This is a genomic window from Sodalis sp. (in: enterobacteria), assembly GCF_047607725.1.
In the GTDB taxonomy this organism is placed as follows: domain Bacteria; phylum Pseudomonadota; class Gammaproteobacteria; order Enterobacterales; family Enterobacteriaceae; genus JBLKSS01.
The window spans coordinates 15,599-31,382 of record NZ_JBLKSS010000023.1; the positions used below are offsets into that span (position 1 = coordinate 15,599).

Sequence of the window (15,784 nt, forward strand, 5' to 3'; positions counted from 1 at the left end):
TTCACTATAACCGGTAACGCGCCATCAGTGGAACCGGAGAGTGTGACGACGGGTTACCGGCCGGGACGCCGGGCTATTGTGTTCGACCGCGCCGCTGTTTAGGATGTGCGACACGCGCTTTTTTACCTTTCATTTTCATTCAGGGAACGTCAGCCACATGCAAGCCACCTCGCCGTTGTCCCTTTATCAGCAGATGCTGGCGCAAGGGGAATACCAGCCCGATGACGTCCAGGCCGCCGCCATTGCTCGCCTGGACCGGATCCACCAACAGTTGGGCGCGGCGCGAACCACCGCCGCCAGCGCCCCCTCGGGTCTGTTGCGCCTGCTGGGCAAAAAGTGGCTTAGCAAGGGTGAGCGCGCAACGGACGAGCCGGTCCAGGGTTTATATATGTGGGGCGGGGTGGGAAGAGGCAAGACCTGGCTGATGGATTTATTTTATCGCAGCCTGCCCGGCGAGTGTAAACTGCGGCTGCATTTTTACCGCTTCATGCTGCGGGTGCATGAGGAGATGACCCGCCTGCAGGGCCACCAGGATCCGCTGGAGATCATCACCGACGGCTTCAAGGCCGAGACCGACGTGCTCTGTTTCGATGAATTCTTCGTGACCGATATCACCGATGCAATGCTGCTGGGTACTCTGATGCAGGCGCTGTTTGCCCGCGGCATTACGCTTGTGGCAACCTCCAATATTCCGCCGGACGATCTTTACCGCAACGGGTTGCAGCGCGCGCGTTTCCTGCCGGCCATTGAACTTATCAAACGCCATTGCGAGGTGATGAATGTGGATGCCGGCATCGATTACCGGCTGCGCACCTTGACGCAGGCCAATCTGTGGCTGAGCCCCCTCGGCGACGAGACGGACCAGGCGATGACGCGGATGTTCAGCGCCCTGGTGGGGAAACATCTCGCGCTGGAGGGCGACGCCCCGGCGCTGGAAATCAATCATCGGCCGCTGCCGACCCTGGGCGTGACCGACGGTGTGGTGGCGCTGGATTTCGCCGAGTTGTGCGGCGGCGCGCGCAGTCAAAACGACTATATCGTGCTCTCCGAGCGCTTTCATAGCGTCCTGCTGCACAATGTGCGGCCGATGAGCTGCGACGAGGAAAATACCGCCCGCCGGTTTTTGGCGCTGGTGGATGAGTTCTACGAGCGCCACGTCAAGCTGGTAATCGCCACCAGCGTGCCGATGGACGCGCTTTACCAGGGGCAACTGCTGCGCTTCGAGTATCAGCGCTGCCTGTCGCGTTTGCAGGAAATGCAGAGCGAGGAGTATCTCAGGTTGGCGCATCAACCCTGATGACGTAAAAAAGGTCGATCTTTGCGGATGACTTCTCTATAATCTTGCGACCCCACGTTACATTGAGTTGAGGTTTTTTCCCAAAACTTCAATCGCACCAGCAACGGCTACTTGAAGGGGTAGGTTTGCTGGACTGAAAGCCGTGTGAGCCTCATAACTGTTCATTGAAGCGTTTGGGTGTTCACCAACGTGTAACTTAAATTGGGTAAGCTTTTAATGAAAACTTTTACAGCAAAGCCGGAAACGGTCAAACGTGACTGGTATGTTGTCGACGCCGAAGGGAAAACCCTTGGCCGTCTTGCTACCGAACTGGCTCGTCGTCTGCGCGGCAAGCATAAAGCGGAATATACTCCGCATGTGGATACCGGTGATTATCTCATTGTTCTGAACGCTGACAAAGTGGCCGTTACCGGCAACAAGTGTAACGATAAGATCTACTATCACTACACCGGTCACGTCGGTGGTATCAAACAAGCGACCTTTGAAGAGATGATTGCACGCCGCCCTGAGCGTGTGATTGAAATCGCGGTTAAAGGCATGCTGCCAAAAGGCCCGCTGGGTCGTGTTATGTTCCGTAAACTGAAAGTTTACGCCGGTACCGAGCACAACCACGCGGCACAGCAACCGCAAGTTCTGGACATTTAATCGGGATTATAGGCAATGGCTGAAAATCAATATTACGGCACTGGTCGCCGCAAAAGCTCTTCCGCTCGCGTCTTCGTTAAGGCGGGCAGCGGCAACATCGTTATTAACCAGCGTAGTCTGGATCAGTACTTCGGTCGCGAAACCGCCCGCATGGTCGTTCGCCAACCGCTGGAGCTGGTCGACATGGTGGGTAAACTGGATCTGTACATCACCGTGAAAGGTGGCGGCATCTCCGGTCAGGCAGGCGCCATTCGCCACGGTATTACCCGTGCGCTGATGGAATATGACGAAACGCTGCGCGCCGCTCTGCGCAAAGCCGGTTTTGTTACCCGTGACGCCCGTCAGGTTGAACGTAAGAAAGTCGGTCTGCGTAAAGCACGCCGTCGTCCGCAGTTCTCCAAACGTTAATTTCGCAGTATTCACTGCAGCAAAAAGCCCGGACCCGTCCGGGCTTTTTTATTTATTGCGTCCTGACCCGCCTGGAATATCAACCGCCGCCAGTTATTCACGCTGATTTGCCATATCGTGCCCCACAAAACAGGCAAAATCTGATAAACTAGCCAACGCTTATATGCCTGTTTACTTGGCTGGCGTTTTGTCAACCGGCTGCAAGCTTTCCGGCTCCGGTTGCAGCGGGCAAAATGGCTACGGGTCAACGGTGGACAAATCAGGAAAATAACCCTGGGTTAGGGTTATTCGCGGTATTTTCTCAATAAACTTGGAGGTTTTCATGGCTGTCGCTGCCAACAAACGTTCGGTGATGACGCTGTTTTCCGGCACGACCGACATTTTCAGCCATCAAGTGCGCATCGTGCTGGCGGAAAAAGGGGTAAGTGTCGAAATTGAGCAGGTTGAGATGGATAATCTGCCGCAGGACCTGATTGATCTTAACCCCTACCGCACTGCGCCGACGCTGGTCGATCGCGAACTGACGCTTTACGAGTCCCGCATTATCATGGAATACCTGGATGAACGGTTCCCTCATCCGCCGCTGATGCCGGTTTACCCGGTGGCGCGCGGTACCAGCCGCCTGATGATGCACCGCATCGAAAACGATTGGTACACGTTGATGCGCAAAATCGAGCAAAGCAGCGGCAGCGAGGCGGATAACGCTCGCCGGCAACTGCGCGAGGAGCTGCTAGCGGTGGCACCGGTGTTCAACGAAGCGCCGTTCTTCATGAGCGAAGAGTTCAGCCTGGTGGATTGCTACCTGGCGCCGCTGCTGTGGCGTTTGCCGCAGCTGGGCATCGAACTGGCCGGCGCGGGCGCCAAAGAGCTGAAAGGGTATATGACGCGCGTTTTTGAACGCGATGCCTTCCTGGCCTCACTGACCGAAGCCGAGCGCGAAATGCGCCTGCAGACCCGGGGGTAAAGGGATGGAGGTGACTCAGCTTTCGCCGCGCCGGCCTTACCTGCTGCGGGCATTTTACGAATGGTTGCTTGATAACCAGCTGACGCCGCATCTCGTGGTGGATGTCAACGTGGATGGCGTGATGGTGCCGATGGAATTTGCCCGCGACGGGCAAATCGTGCTCAATATCGCGCCGCGCGCGGTGGCGAATCTGGCGCTGGGCAATGATGAAGTGCAATTCAACGCCCGCTTTAGCGGGGTTCCGCGTCAGGTGGTGGTGCCGATGGCGGCCGTGCTGGCGATTTACGCCCGTGAAAACGGCGCTGGCACGATATTTAAGCCGGAGGTGGCCTACGAGCAGCTGGCGCTGGCCGACGACGACAGCGCTGAAGACCCGACCACGGAAACCGTCATGTCGGTTATCGACGGCGACCGGCCCGATAACGCGCAGGCCGACGATCCCGAAGACGAGCCGCCTACGCCGCCGCGCGGCGGTGGCCGACCATCATTGCGCGTGGTGAAGTAATTGCCCGCCGGCGGCGGTGCGCTAGCCGCCTTAGGCCGCCGGTTCGCAGCCTGATCCCGCCACCGCTTTCCCGACCCCTATCAGAAACGCGCCGGTTCCGGACCGCACAATAAAACGCCGTCCCGGCATTTGCGGCGGGACGGCGTGTGTTTCTGGCCTAGGCGTGGACGGAAGCGCTTACACTTCCAGATAATCCATGATGCCTTCAGCCGCTTTACGCCCTTCAGCAATGGCGGTGACTACTAGATCGGAGCCGCGCACCGCATCGCCGCCGGCGAAGATCTTCGGATTGCTGGTCTGGAAGGCGGCCGCGCCGTGTTCCGGCGCCATGATCCGGCCTTGGCTGTCCAGTTCGACGCTGAAATCGGCCAGCCAGCTCATGTGGTGCGGACGGAAGCCGAAGGCGACGACTACCGCATCGGCATCGAGAATATGCTCAGAGCCGGCGACGATTTCAGCGCGGCGGCGCCCGTGGGCATCCGGCGCGCCCGGGGCGGTACGGACCATCTTAACGCCGCAGGTCCGGCCCTCGGCGTCCACTTCAATGCTTACCGGCTGCAGATTGAACATGAACTCCACCCCCTCCTCGCGTGAGTTTTTTACCTCACTGCGCGACCCTGGCATGTTTTCCTCGTCGCGGCGATAGGCGCAGACAACCCGGTTGGCGCCGTGGCGAATGGAGGTACGGACACAGTCCATGGCAGTGTCGCCGCCGCCCAGCACGACCACGCGTTTGCCGCTCATGTTGACATAAGGCGCTTCGGCGGGGTTACCGAAGCCCATCAGTTCACGGGTGTTGGCGACCAGAAACGGCAACGCGTCATACACGCCCGGCGCATCCTCGTTGTCCAAACCGCCGCGCATCGATTGATAGGTGCCGACGCCCAGGAACACCGCATCGTATTCGCCGAGCAGATCACTTAGCTGCACATCTTTACCGATTTCGGTATTCAATCGGAACTCGATACCCATGTCGCTGAAGATTTCGCGGCGCTTTATCATCACCTCTTTTTCCAGCTTGAAGGCGGGGATGCCGAAAGTCAGCAAACCGCCGATTTCCGGATGACGGTCAAACACTACCGCCTGTACGCCGTTGCGCGCCAACACGTCAGCGCAGGCCAGCCCCGCCGGGCCGGCGCCGACAATCGCCCCCCGTTTGCCGGTGGGAACGACGTTGGCAACGCTTGGTTTCCAGCCCATTTCGATGGCTTTGTCGTTAATATAGCGTTCAATATTGCCGATCGTGACCGCGCCGAACTCGTCGTTGAGCGTGCAGGAGCCCTCGCACAACCGGTCCTGCGGGCAGATGCGCCCGCACACTTCCGGCAGACTGTTGGTCTGGTGCGAAAGTTCAGCCGCTTCGATAATGCGTCCCTCGTTGGCAAGCTTTAGCCAATTGGGAATATAGTTGTGGACCGGACATTTCCATTCACAGTAAGGGTTGCCGCAGGAGAGACAACGGTCCGCCTGCGCTTTGGACTGCGAGTCGGAGAACGGCTCGTAGATTTCCACAAATTCAATTTTACGCACCTTCAGCGGTTTTTTCGGCGGATCCACACGCTGCAGGTCGATAAATTGATAGACATTTTGACTCATCATTAACCTCTACTGCGCTTGCACGCGCAATTCTGCCGCGGAGCGGCTGCGGTGGCCCAACAACGCTTTCACATCGCTCGATTTTGGTTTCACCAGCGCGAAGCGCCCCGACCAAGCCGGCCAATCGGCCAACAGCTCCTCGCCGCGGTGCGAGCCGGTCAAATGAACGTGCTCGGTAATCAGCCCGCGCAGATGCTCTTCGTGAATGGCCAAATCCGCCCCGGCCAGGACTTCCACCAGCTCCGGATTCACGCGCTTGGCAAAGTCGCAATGCTCGTCGAGGACATAGGCGAAGCCGCCGGTCATCCCTGCGCCGAAGTTGACGCCGGTACGGCCAAGCACGCAAACAATGCCGCCGGTCATGTATTCGCAGCCGTTATCGCCCACGCCTTCCACCACCGTAATGGCGCCGGAGTTACGCACCGCGAAACGTTCGCCGGCCCGCCCGGCGGCAAACAGCTTGCCGCCGGTGGCGCCATACAGGCAGGTGTTGCCGATGATGGTGGCTTCATGGCTTAAAAACGCCGAGCCGACCGGCGGACGCACCACAATGCTGCCGCCCGCCATACCTTTACCTACATAATCATTAGCATCCCCCGTCAGGGTCAGCTCCACGCCGCCGGCGTTCCATACGCCGAAACTTTGGCCGGCGGTGCCTGTAAAGTGGGCTTTAATTGGATCCGCGGACAGGCCCTGATCGCCGTGAACATCAGCGATGGCGCCCGACAGCGACGCGCCCACCGAACGATCGGTGTTGTGAATATCGAAGTAGAACGTCTTGCTTTGGCGCGCGTCCACATACGGCATCGCCTGCTGCAGCAAGGTTTTATTCATTGAGCCCGGGTCAAACGGCGGATTGCGCTCCTCGGTGCAATACAGCGCCTTGCCCGGATGGGGCTGCGCGGTGGCGAGCAGCAGCGCGAGATCCAGCTTATTCTGCCGGGCGGTCATCCCGTCAAGCTCGCAAAGCAGATCGGTGCGGCCTATTAAGTCCACCAGGCGGGTCACGCCCAGCTCCGCCATGATTTCGCGCGTTTCCTGCGCGATAAGGTGAAAATAATTCGTCACGCGTTCCGGCAGGCCGTGGTAATGGTCGCGGCGCAGTTTTTCGTCCTGGGTTGCGATGCCGGTGGCGCAGTTATTAAGGTGGCAGATGCGCAAATATTTGCAGCCGAGCGCCACCATCGGGCCGGTCCCGAAGCCAAAGCTTTCGGCGCCGAGGATCGCCGCCTTAATGATGTCCTGGCCGGTTTTAAGCCCGCCGTCCACCTGCAGGCGGATTTTATGCCGCAGCCCGTTGGCCACCAGCGCCTGCTGGGTTTCCACCAGGCCCAATTCCCAGGGCGAGCCGGCGTATTTCACCGATGACAGCGGGCTGGCGCCGGTGCCGCCGTCGTAACCGGCAATGGTTATCAAGTCCGCATAGGCTTTGGCCACGCCGGTGGCGATGGTGCCGACGCCCGGCTCGGACACCAGCTTGACCGAAATCAGCGCCTTGGCGTTTACCTGCTTGAGATCGAAAATCAGCTGCGCCAGGTCTTCTATCGAGTAGATATCATGATGCGGCGGCGGCGAAATCAGCGTGACGCCGGGTACCGAATAGCGCAGGCGCGCGATATACGGCGTGACCTTGTCGCCAGGCAACTGGCCGCCTTCTCCGGGCTTGGCGCCCTGCGCCACCTTAATCTGGATGGCGTCGGCATTGATCAGATAGGCCGGCGTAACCCCGAAGCGGCCGGACGCGACCTGTTTGATGCGCGAGACTTTATCGGTGCGGTAACGGGCGGGATCTTCACCGCCCTCGCCGGAGTTGGAGAAACCGCCCAGCCCGTTCATTGCCTGGGCCAGCGACTCGTGGGCCTCCGGGCTGAGCGCGCCGATGGACATCGCGGCGGTGTCGAACCGTTTAAATAGCGCTTCGGCCGGCTCCACCTGATCCAGCGCGACCGCTTGGCCGTTAGGCTTCAATTGCAGCAAATCCCGCAGCGTCGCGACCGGACGCTGGTTGACCAGATCGGCATACTGACGATAATCCTGCCTATCGCCGCTACGTACCGCCTGTTGCAGGGTGCGCACGACATCAGGATTGTAGGCGTGATATTCGCCGCCGTGGACGTATTTCAACAGCCCGCCCTGATCGAGGGCTTTGCGTTTCAGCCAGGCCCGTTTCGACAGGTTAAGTAAATCCAGCTCGAAATCGCTAAAGCTGGCGCCGCCGATGCGGCTGACCACGCCCTGGAAGCACAGATCGGTCAGATCGCGATGCAGGCCAACCGCTTCAAACAGCTTCGAGCAGCGGTACGAGGCGACGGTCGAAATGCCCATTTTGGACATGATCTTGTACAGCCCCTTATTGATGCCATTGCGGAAGTTCAGCATCACCGTGCGATAATCTTTATCGATGGTGCCGTTATCCACCATGCCGGCCAGACTTTCATAGGCCAGGAAGGGATAGATAGCGGTGGCGCCGAAGCCCAACAGCACCGCAAAGTGGTGCGGATCGCGGGTGCTGGCGGTTTCAACAATCAGGTTGGCGTCGCAGCGCAGGTTTTTTTCCACCAGGCGCGTATGGATGGCGCCCACCGCCATCGGCGCCGGCACCGGTATGTGGCCCGGCGCAATAGCGCGATCGGTCAGCACCAGCAGTACCGTGCCCTGGCGCACCATGTCTTCCGCTCGATCGCACAAGCCCAGCAGCGTGTCGTGCAGGTTCGCCTGCGTCGGCTCAAAGGTGATATCCAGCTTGTTGGCGCGGTAGTGATCGCCTGCCTGAGTCGTGAGCTGGGTAAAGTCGGAATAGAGTAAGATGGGCGATTTAAACGCCAAACGGTACGCCTGGCCTTCCGCTTCGCTAAACACGTTCATTTCGCGGCCGATACAGGTGGCCAGCGACATCACGTGGACCTCGCGCAGCGAGTCGGTAGGCGGGTTGGTCACCTGAGCGAACTGCTGGCGGAAATAGTCATAAATCACCCGCGGCCGGCTGGAGAGCACGGCGAACGGCGTATCGTCGCCCATCGACCCGGTGGCTTCCTGGCCGTTTTCCCCCAGCACGCGCACGATGGCGTCCAGCTCTTCAAAAGTATAACCGAACTGTTTTTGATAGCTGCTGAGCAAATCGTTATCCAGCGCGCGGAATCCGACCTGATCGTCCGGCAGATCCCCAAACGGCGTGAGGCGGCGCACGTTGCGCTCCATCCACTCTTTATAGGGATGGCGGCTTTTGAGATCGTTATCGGTTTCCGCCGAGTGCAGAATGCGCCCGCTGGTGGTGTCTATCACCATCAGTTCTCCAGGCCCGACGCGGCCTTTTTCCACCACTTCGTCGGGCTGGTAATCCCATATGCCGATCTCGGAGGCGCAGGTGATAAGCTTATCGGTGGTAATGACGTAGCGCGCCGGGCGCAGGCCGTTACGATCCAGGTTACAGGCGGCGAAGCGGCCATCGGACATCACCAGGCCGGCCGGACCGTCCCAGGGCTCCATATGCATCGAGTTAAAGTCGAAGAAGGCGCGCAGCTCGGGATCCATATTCGGGTTGTTCTGCCAGGCGGGCGGCACCAACAGGCGTATGGCGCGGATGAGATCCATCCCGCCGCTTAAAAACAGCTCCAGCATATTATCCAGCGAACTGGAGTCCGAGCCGGTTTCGTTAACGAACGGCGCTGCATCTTGCAAATCGGGGATCAGCGGCGTTTTCAGCTTGTAGGCGCGCGCGCGTGCCCACTGCCGGTTACCGGTAATAGTATTGATTTCGCCGTTATGGGCTAAGTAGCGGAACGGCTGGGCCAGCGGCCAACGCGGCACGGTGTTGGTTGAAAAGCGCTGATGGAATAGGCAGATGGCCGATTCCAGGCGCAGATCCGCCAGATCGAGATAAAAGCGCGGCAGGTCCGCCGGCATGCAGAGGCCTTTATAAACGGTCACCAAATTGGACAGGCTACAGACGTAGAAACTGTCGTCGGTGACGCGCTTTTCAATACGGCGGCGCGCCACATACAGGCGGCGATCCATATCGCGCGGGCGCCAGCCGGCGGGGGCGTTAACGAAAATTTGTTCGATACGCGGCAGTGACGACAGCGCAATCTCGCCCAGCACATCGGCGTTGATGGGGACGTCACGCCAGCCGACGATGGACAGAGTCTCGTTTTGCATCTCTTCTTCGACGATGCGGCGGCTGGCGCGGGCTTCCTCTTCATCCTGGCTCAGGAACATCATACCTACGGCGTAATTTTTCGCCAGTCGCCAGCCGCGCTCCTGCGCCACCATACGATAGAAGCGATCGGGTTTTTGCAATAGCAGACCGCAGCCGTCGCCGGTCTTGCCGTCGGTCAGGATCGCGCCACGATGCTGCATACGGGCCAGCGCATGAATGGCGGTGCGTACGACCTTATGGCTGGGCTCACCCTCTATATGGGCAATCAGGCCGAAGCCGCAGTTGTCCTTCTCGTGCGTAGAATCGTACAACATATCGTGAACCTCCCCAGGCTCCTGCTAACTCACACAACCTGCTGCGAGGAGGCGAATCGGTATGGAACGGCAGCGGATGGCAGGATGAAACCATCTCTGCGCTCTGCTGTCCCGCTCTCACTCAATACCTCTCGTGGCGGTCTGACACTGATAAACTACTAGTATTAAGAAGGAGTCTTCAATAACTGCATAAATATGACGAGTCGTTGCCCCGTCAGGATTTCTTCCAGCGTCCTTCCAAATTAACGATATTCACCACGCAGGTCAAATATCCATGTAAAGGACGGTGATAAGGGAAATTTATGGATTAACTATTTGAAAGATAATTATAAAGTGTGATTTTTACCCCGTTAGTGAGGCGTCGGAGAGGGCCTGGGTATTGCGCTGTCTCACTGTAGTGCAGCGCCGCTATCTCTGCACCATGCTAGTGCGGGGCGCTTTGGTAGCATGTTATTCTGCAATCACCATTTTCTGCGACGGATGCCACTGTTTTTCAGGATTTAGTGCGCATTTGAATGAATCACCGGGGCGGAATAAGAATTATTAATCCACAGGAAAGTGCTTTAATTCTCGATTATATTACATATTTATGCCATCGAAACAGGACGGTCAAGGCATTTGATCGCGGTCAGCATTTGATGGCGGAGAAAAGCGTAAGCTTCGGGTCGACGGAAACACCGGATCCATAGCCTATGCAGTTACAGAAATTAGTCAATATGTTTGGCAACGATCTCCAGCGCCGCTACGGCGAGAAGATCCATAAACTCAGCCTGCACGGCGGTTTTAGCTGCCCCAATCGGGACGGCACACGGGGACGGGAAGGCTGCACATTTTGCAATGTCGCGGCGTTCAGCGATCCGCAGCGGCAATATTATCCTATCGCCGAACAGCTGGCCGGCCAGGTCGCGGGGGTGGATCGCGCCAAACGCTATCTCGCCTACTTCCAGGCCTATACCAGTTCTTATGCGGAAGTGCGGGTTTTGGACAGCCTGTATCGAGAAGCGCTTAGCCAAGGGAATATCGCCGGCTTATGCGTCGGCACCCGACCAGACTGCGTGCCGTTGTCGGTGCTGGATCTGCTGGCCGGTTACCAGGACAAGGGCTATGAAATCTGGCTGGAGCTGGGCTTACAGAGCGCGCAGGATAAAACCCTGCGGCGCATCAACCGCGGCCATGATTTTGCCTGTTACCAACGCACCGTTGCCCTGGCGCTGGAGCGTAGATTGAAAGTGTGCACTCACATTATTATTGGTTTGCCCGGCGAGGACGCGGCGGCGTGCCTCGACACCCTCAGCAAAGTCGTCGCGCAGGGTGTGGCGGGTCTGAAATTGCATCCGCTGCATATCGTTGACGGCAGCGTATTGGCCCGCGCTTGGCGGGCGGGCAGGTTGACGTCGCTGACGCTGGCGGCCTATGCCGCCATCGCCGGCGAAATGATTCGCCACACGCCCCCTGACATTATCTTTCATCGCGTATCCGCCAATGCCCACCGTTCCATACTGCTCGCGCCACAATGGTGCGAAAATCGTTGGGACGGAATGCTGGCCGTGTACCACTATCTGCAGGAACAAGGACCGCAGGGCAGCGCCCTCGGCAGACCCTGGCGGCTCCCCGCCGCCGAAAATAGTTTGTAATCACTTACTCATTTTGTGCGCGTTCGCCGGGCAGCCCCCGCCGCCCATGCGCGCGACGGCGCTGCCCGTTACACACCGCCACCGCGCTTTGGCGTCGCAGCGCGGGGCGACGCCAAGCCTGAACGGGGGGCGGCGCATGCGCCGCTACCACCCCCTTGGCACCGTTTCGATCCCACCCGCATTTTCAACATCCCCGGCGAGGGTAGCGCACCCGGACTGGTTCAGTAGGAAATATTTACGGTATGATTCATCTATTACCCTTAAAGGAATCTTCCATGAAGCAAATTCGCCTGCTGGCTCAATATTACGTCGACCTGATGGTAAAACTCGGCTTGGTACGCTTCTCCCTGCTGCTGGCCTCGGCGCTGGTGGTACTGGCGATGATCGTACAGATGGCCGTTACTATGGTGCTCAGGGGCGAAGTGGAGAGTATTGATGTCGTGCGCTCCATCTTCTTTGGCCTGTTAATCACTCCGTGGGCGGTCTACTTTTTGTCGGTGGTGGTGGAACAGCTTGAAGCGTCACGCCAGCGCCTGTCGCGGCTGGTGGATAAGCTTGAGGAAATGCGCAATCGCGATTTACAACTCAACGCTCAACTGCAAAATAACATCGCTCAGCTCAACCAGGAGATGGCGGACCGCGAAAAAGCCGAAGAAGCGCGGCGCGGAGCGATGGAGAAACTGACCGAGGAAATGGCGCGGCGTGAACAGGCGCAGGTAGAGCTTGAGCAGTCGTCGTCGCTGTTGCGCTCCTTCCTCGATGCTTCGCCCGACCTGGTGTACTACCGTAATGAGAACAAAGAGTTTTCCGGCTGTAACCGCGCCACGGAGCTGTTAACCGGCAAAAGCGAGAAACAGCTGGTGGGGCTTACCCCGCGCGAGGTGTATTCCCCCGAGATCGCGGAAAAGGTGATCGAAACCGATGAAAAGGTCTTCCGCCATAACGTTTCACTCACCTATGAGCAATGGCTGGAATATCCCGATGGTCGCAAAGCCTGCTTTGAGCTGCGCAAAGTCCCGTTTTACGATCGTATCGACAAGCGCCACGGCCTAATGGGCTTTGGCCGCGATATTACCGAGCGTAAGCGCTATCAGGACGCGTTGGAAAGCGCCAGCCGGGAGAAAACCACCTTTATCTCCACCATCAGCCATGAGCTGCGTACGCCGCTTAACGGCATCGTCGGCTTGAGCCGTATTTTGCTGGATACCCAACTAACGCAAGAGCAGCATAACTATCTGAAAACCATCCATGTCAGCGCGGTTACCCTAGGCTATATCTTCAACGATATTATCGAAATGGATAAGCTGGAGCGCCGTAAGGTCCGGCTGGACAATCAGCCGCTGGATTTCACCGATTTCTTGATGGATTTAGAAAACCTTTCCGGCCTGCTGGTGCAGCCGAAAGGGCTGAAGCTGGTGATGGCACCGCATCAGCCGCTGCCCCGCGCTATCATCGCCGACGGCACCCGCCTGCGGCAAATCCTGTGGAACCTCATCGGCAACGCGGTGAAATTCACCCGGCAGGGTGAGATCGTGATCCGCATCTGGCGTGAACAGCAGGGCCGTTTATGCTTTGACGTACAGGACTCCGGTATCGGCATTCCCGAAGAGGAGCAAGAGAAGATTTTCGCTATGTACTACCAGGTGAAAGGGCAGCACGGCGGCAAGCCGGCGCCCGGCACCGGGATTGGCCTGGCGGTCTCCAAACGGCTGGCGCAGGCGATGGGTGGCGATATCACCGTCAAGAGCCAACCCGGCCAGGGCTCTTGCTTTACGCTATCCATCGTGGCGCCGGAAATGGCGCAGGTGCAAGAGCAGGCCGAGGATGAAGAAGCGATGCCGCTGCCGGCGCTAAATGTCCTGCTGGTGGAGGACATCGAACTCAACGTCTTGGTGGCCCGCTCCGTACTGGAGAAGCTCGGCAGCACCGTGGAGGTCGCGATGACCGGCAAGGACGCGCTGGCAATGTTCGATCCCGATGAATTCGACCTGGTGCTGTTGGATATTCAACTGCCGGATATGACCGGTCTGGATATCGCCAGCCAGTTGAAGAGCCGCTATCAGGTGCGGCATATGCCGCCGCTCATCGCGCTGACCGCCAACGTCTTGAAGGACAAAAAAGAGTACCTGGCGGCCGGCATGGACGATGTCCTGAGCAAGCCGCTGGAGGTTGCGGCGCTTACCCACGTGATAAAGACGTTCTGGGATCATGCCGACAGCGCCGCCGTTGTGACGCCGGCAGAGCAGGCGGCGGTGGATAAAAACCGGCAGGTATTGGTGGATACCGCCATGCTGGAACAGTACCTGGAACTGGTGGGGCCGTCATTGATTACGCAAAGCCTGGCGATGTTTGAAAAAATGATGCCCGGCTACCTGGCGATCCTGGATTCCAACATAACCGCCCGCGATCGGCAAGGCATTGTGGAAGAGGGGCACAAAATCAAGGGCGCGGCGGAGTCGGTGGGGTTACGCCATTTGCAACAATTGGCGCAGCAGATTCAAAGTCCTGAACTGCCGGCCTGGTGGGATAACGTCCAGGAGTGGATCGACGAGTTGAAGCACGAATGGCGCCACGATGTGCAAACGTTGCGTGATTGGGTTCAGCATGCAGAAAAAAAATGACCCCGACTTATGCCGGGGTGCGCGAAGATTGCGCCAACACCAGGGAAACTGTTTGTCGCCGAGATGGCTCAGCGGGGGTAGGGGATGGGGAAAAGACGTCACCAGTATTCATGAATAAACCATAGAAAAACAACAGAATAATGTTACAAGATCCATTAAAATTTGGGATGTAATACAGATTTTGTCAATGGAAATAACAAGTTCACCTACCAGACAGAAGGAATCTAGCCAATGAAACGGATCGGTGTCGTGTTGAGCGGCTGCGGCGTCAATGACGGCAGTGAAATTCATGAAGCGGTGCTTACGCTTTTGGCCATCGACCGCACGGGGGCCGGCGCGCTCTATTTTGCGCCCGATAAACCGCAGTTGCAGGTGATAAATCATCTTAGCGGCGAGCCGTGCGACAAACGGCGCAATGTGCTGGTGGAAGCGGCGCGGATCGCGCGCGGGCATGTCCAGCCGCTATCGGCGGCCAGCGCCGATGAACTCGATGCGCTTATCGTCCCCGGCGGCTTCGGTGTGGCAAAAAACCTCAGCAATTTGGCGCAAACGGGCGCTGATTGTGAAGTCGATGCCGAACTGACGCGTCTGGTGCAGGCTATGCATCAAAAGCGTAAGCCTTTAGGGTTTATCTGCATCGCGCCGGTGCTATTGCCCAAAATCCTGGCGGTCCCGCTACGGTTAACGCTGGGCACCGATGTCGATGCCGCCGAGATGGTGGACGACATGGGCGCGATCCATGTCACCTGCCCGGTGGATGACATCGTTATCGACGGCGATAACAACATTATTACGACGCCGGTCTATATGCAGAAAACCTCGATTACTGAGGTAGCCAAAGGTATTGATAAACTGGTTGCGCGCGTGCTGGAATTTATCCCATGAAGGGTCGCTGTGGCTGCTGGCGATAGTGTTGTTTGCCTTTGTGCCGGTGCCTTTCACCGCCGTCATGGCGGAGCGGCAGATAGACCACTGGCTAAGAGGGGATTTCCGCTATGTCGCCCACTCGTGCTGGGTGCCGATGCGGGCTATTGCTGGTTCCGGTCACGTCCGATCACTGATTCCGGTCGCCCGATCAGCGATTCCGATTCTGTCCGATCGCTCATCTTCTGTTCCGCCATACTCTGGAGAYTTTTAGCTTCCGGGGGTATGGCATGGCACGTAAAAAGAAGAACGCGAAAACAGAAATGTWAATATATATCAATGTATTACGCATGAAATTTGAGCAGCGTCGCTCGAATCGCACCATCACCGCAGCGCTCGGCATCGGCTGTACCACAGTGCACGATATCCTCGGCCGATTCACGGTAGCTAACCTGGTCTGGCCATTGCCGGCGGAACTGTCCCCCGTCGACCTCGACCGCCTGCTCTATCCCGGCAAATCCTGCAAGGCTATCAAGACCTTACCCAGCTGGCTTGATATCGATACCGAGTTAAGCCGCAAGGGCGTGACCAAACAGCTGCTCTGGATGGAATATCAGGCCGCCGTGGGCGGGTCATGCCCTCGGCTACTCACAGTTCTGTGCACTGTTCCGTGACTGGAAAAAGAAGCAGCGGCGTTCCATGCGCATGGAGCACAAGGCCGGCGAAAAGCTCTTCATCGACTTCTGTGGCCCCACCGTACCTATCGTCAACCCTGCGACC

Annotated in this window: 10 protein-coding genes and 2 pseudogenes; 10 read left to right on the top strand and 2 right to left on the bottom strand. The window is 58.1% G+C overall.

From position 1 onward, the window contains the following. Positions 1-157 precede the first annotated feature (157 nt). From zapE to sspB, 5 genes are all read left to right on the top strand, one after another. Entirely contained in the window at positions 158-1,297 is a 1,140-nt protein-coding gene (gene zapE, locus ACMX3H_RS02745) for a cell division protein ZapE (protein ID WP_415209714.1), read from the top strand. Between the two features lie 216 nt (positions 1,298-1,513). Next, a complete protein-coding gene (gene rplM / locus ACMX3H_RS02750) occupies positions 1,514-1,942 on the top strand; it encodes a 50S ribosomal protein L13 (RefSeq protein ID WP_415209725.1) in 429 nt (142 codons plus the stop codon). 15 nt (positions 1,943-1,957) lie between these two features. Next, complete coding sequence (gene rpsI, locus ACMX3H_RS02755) at positions 1,958-2,350, top strand: 30S ribosomal protein S9 (RefSeq protein WP_415209715.1); 393 nt, start codon at positions 1,958-1,960, stop codon at positions 2,348-2,350. A 322-nt stretch (positions 2,351-2,672) separates the two neighbouring features. Next, positions 2,673-3,314 (top strand): stringent starvation protein SspA, encoded by a 642-nt coding sequence (gene sspA / locus ACMX3H_RS02760; protein WP_415209716.1) that lies wholly within the window; start codon positions 2,673-2,675, stop codon positions 3,312-3,314. Positions 3,315-3,318: 4 nt separating this feature from the next. Further along, positions 3,319-3,819: a ClpXP protease specificity-enhancing factor gene (gene sspB, locus ACMX3H_RS02765; RefSeq protein ID WP_415209717.1), complete on the top strand. Its 501-nt coding sequence runs from the start codon at positions 3,319-3,321 to the stop codon at positions 3,817-3,819. 177 nt (positions 3,820-3,996) lie between these two features. On the opposite strand, the gene ACMX3H_RS02770 is transcribed toward sspB, so the two are convergent. Continuing rightward, complete coding sequence (locus ACMX3H_RS02770; protein WP_415209726.1) at positions 3,997-5,415, bottom strand: FAD-dependent oxidoreductase; 1,419 nt, start codon at positions 5,413-5,415, stop codon at positions 3,997-3,999. A gap of 9 nt (positions 5,416-5,424) precedes the next feature. Then, entirely contained in the window at positions 5,425-9,885 is a 4,461-nt protein-coding gene (gene gltB / locus ACMX3H_RS02775; RefSeq protein WP_415209718.1) for a glutamate synthase large subunit, read from the bottom strand. Between the two features lie 692 nt (positions 9,886-10,577). Here gltB and ACMX3H_RS02780 point away from each other — a divergent pair. From ACMX3H_RS02780 to ACMX3H_RS02800, 5 genes and pseudogenes are all read left to right on the top strand, one after another. Then, positions 10,578-11,519: a TIGR01212 family radical SAM protein gene (locus ACMX3H_RS02780; RefSeq protein WP_415209719.1), complete on the top strand. Its 942-nt coding sequence runs from the start codon at positions 10,578-10,580 to the stop codon at positions 11,517-11,519. Between the two features lie 275 nt (positions 11,520-11,794). Beyond that, complete coding sequence (gene arcB, locus ACMX3H_RS02785) at positions 11,795-14,140, top strand: aerobic respiration two-component sensor histidine kinase ArcB (RefSeq protein WP_415209720.1); 2,346 nt, start codon at positions 11,795-11,797, stop codon at positions 14,138-14,140. A gap of 231 nt (positions 14,141-14,371) precedes the next feature. Beyond that, positions 14,372-15,025 carry an isoprenoid biosynthesis glyoxalase ElbB gene (elbB, locus tag ACMX3H_RS02790; RefSeq protein WP_415209721.1) on the top strand — a complete coding sequence of 218 codons (654 nt, stop codon included), beginning with the start codon at positions 14,372-14,374 and terminating at the stop codon, positions 15,023-15,025. Beyond that, positions 14,985-15,176, top strand: a pseudogene (mtgA, locus tag ACMX3H_RS02795) (monofunctional biosynthetic peptidoglycan transglycosylase); the annotation flags it as partial. The gene elbB and the pseudogene mtgA, both read left to right, overlap by 41 nt. A gap of 118 nt (positions 15,177-15,294) precedes the next feature. After that, positions 15,295-15,784 (top strand): annotated as a pseudogene (locus tag ACMX3H_RS02800) (IS21 family transposase); the annotation flags it as partial.

Coding starts and splice junctions, on each gene's coding strand:
- zapE (WP_415209714.1), top strand. CDS start 158: ATGCAAGCCACCTCGCCGTTGTCCCTTTATCAGCAGATGCTGGCGCAA.
- rplM (WP_415209725.1), top strand. CDS start 1,514: ATGAAAACTTTTACAGCAAAGCCGGAAACGGTCAAACGTGACTGGTAT.
- rpsI (WP_415209715.1), top strand. CDS start 1,958: ATGGCTGAAAATCAATATTACGGCACTGGTCGCCGCAAAAGCTCTTCC.
- sspA (WP_415209716.1), top strand. CDS start 2,673: ATGGCTGTCGCTGCCAACAAACGTTCGGTGATGACGCTGTTTTCCGGC.
- sspB (WP_415209717.1), top strand. CDS start 3,319: ATGGAGGTGACTCAGCTTTCGCCGCGCCGGCCTTACCTGCTGCGGGCA.
- ACMX3H_RS02770 (WP_415209726.1), bottom strand. CDS start 5,415: ATGAGTCAAAATGTCTATCAATTTATCGACCTGCAGCGTGTGGATCCG.
- gltB (WP_415209718.1), bottom strand. CDS start 9,885: ATGTTGTACGATTCTACGCACGAGAAGGACAACTGCGGCTTCGGCCTG.
- ACMX3H_RS02780 (WP_415209719.1), top strand. CDS start 10,578: ATGCAGTTACAGAAATTAGTCAATATGTTTGGCAACGATCTCCAGCGC.
- arcB (WP_415209720.1), top strand. CDS start 11,795: ATGAAGCAAATTCGCCTGCTGGCTCAATATTACGTCGACCTGATGGTA.
- elbB (WP_415209721.1), top strand. CDS start 14,372: ATGAAACGGATCGGTGTCGTGTTGAGCGGCTGCGGCGTCAATGACGGC.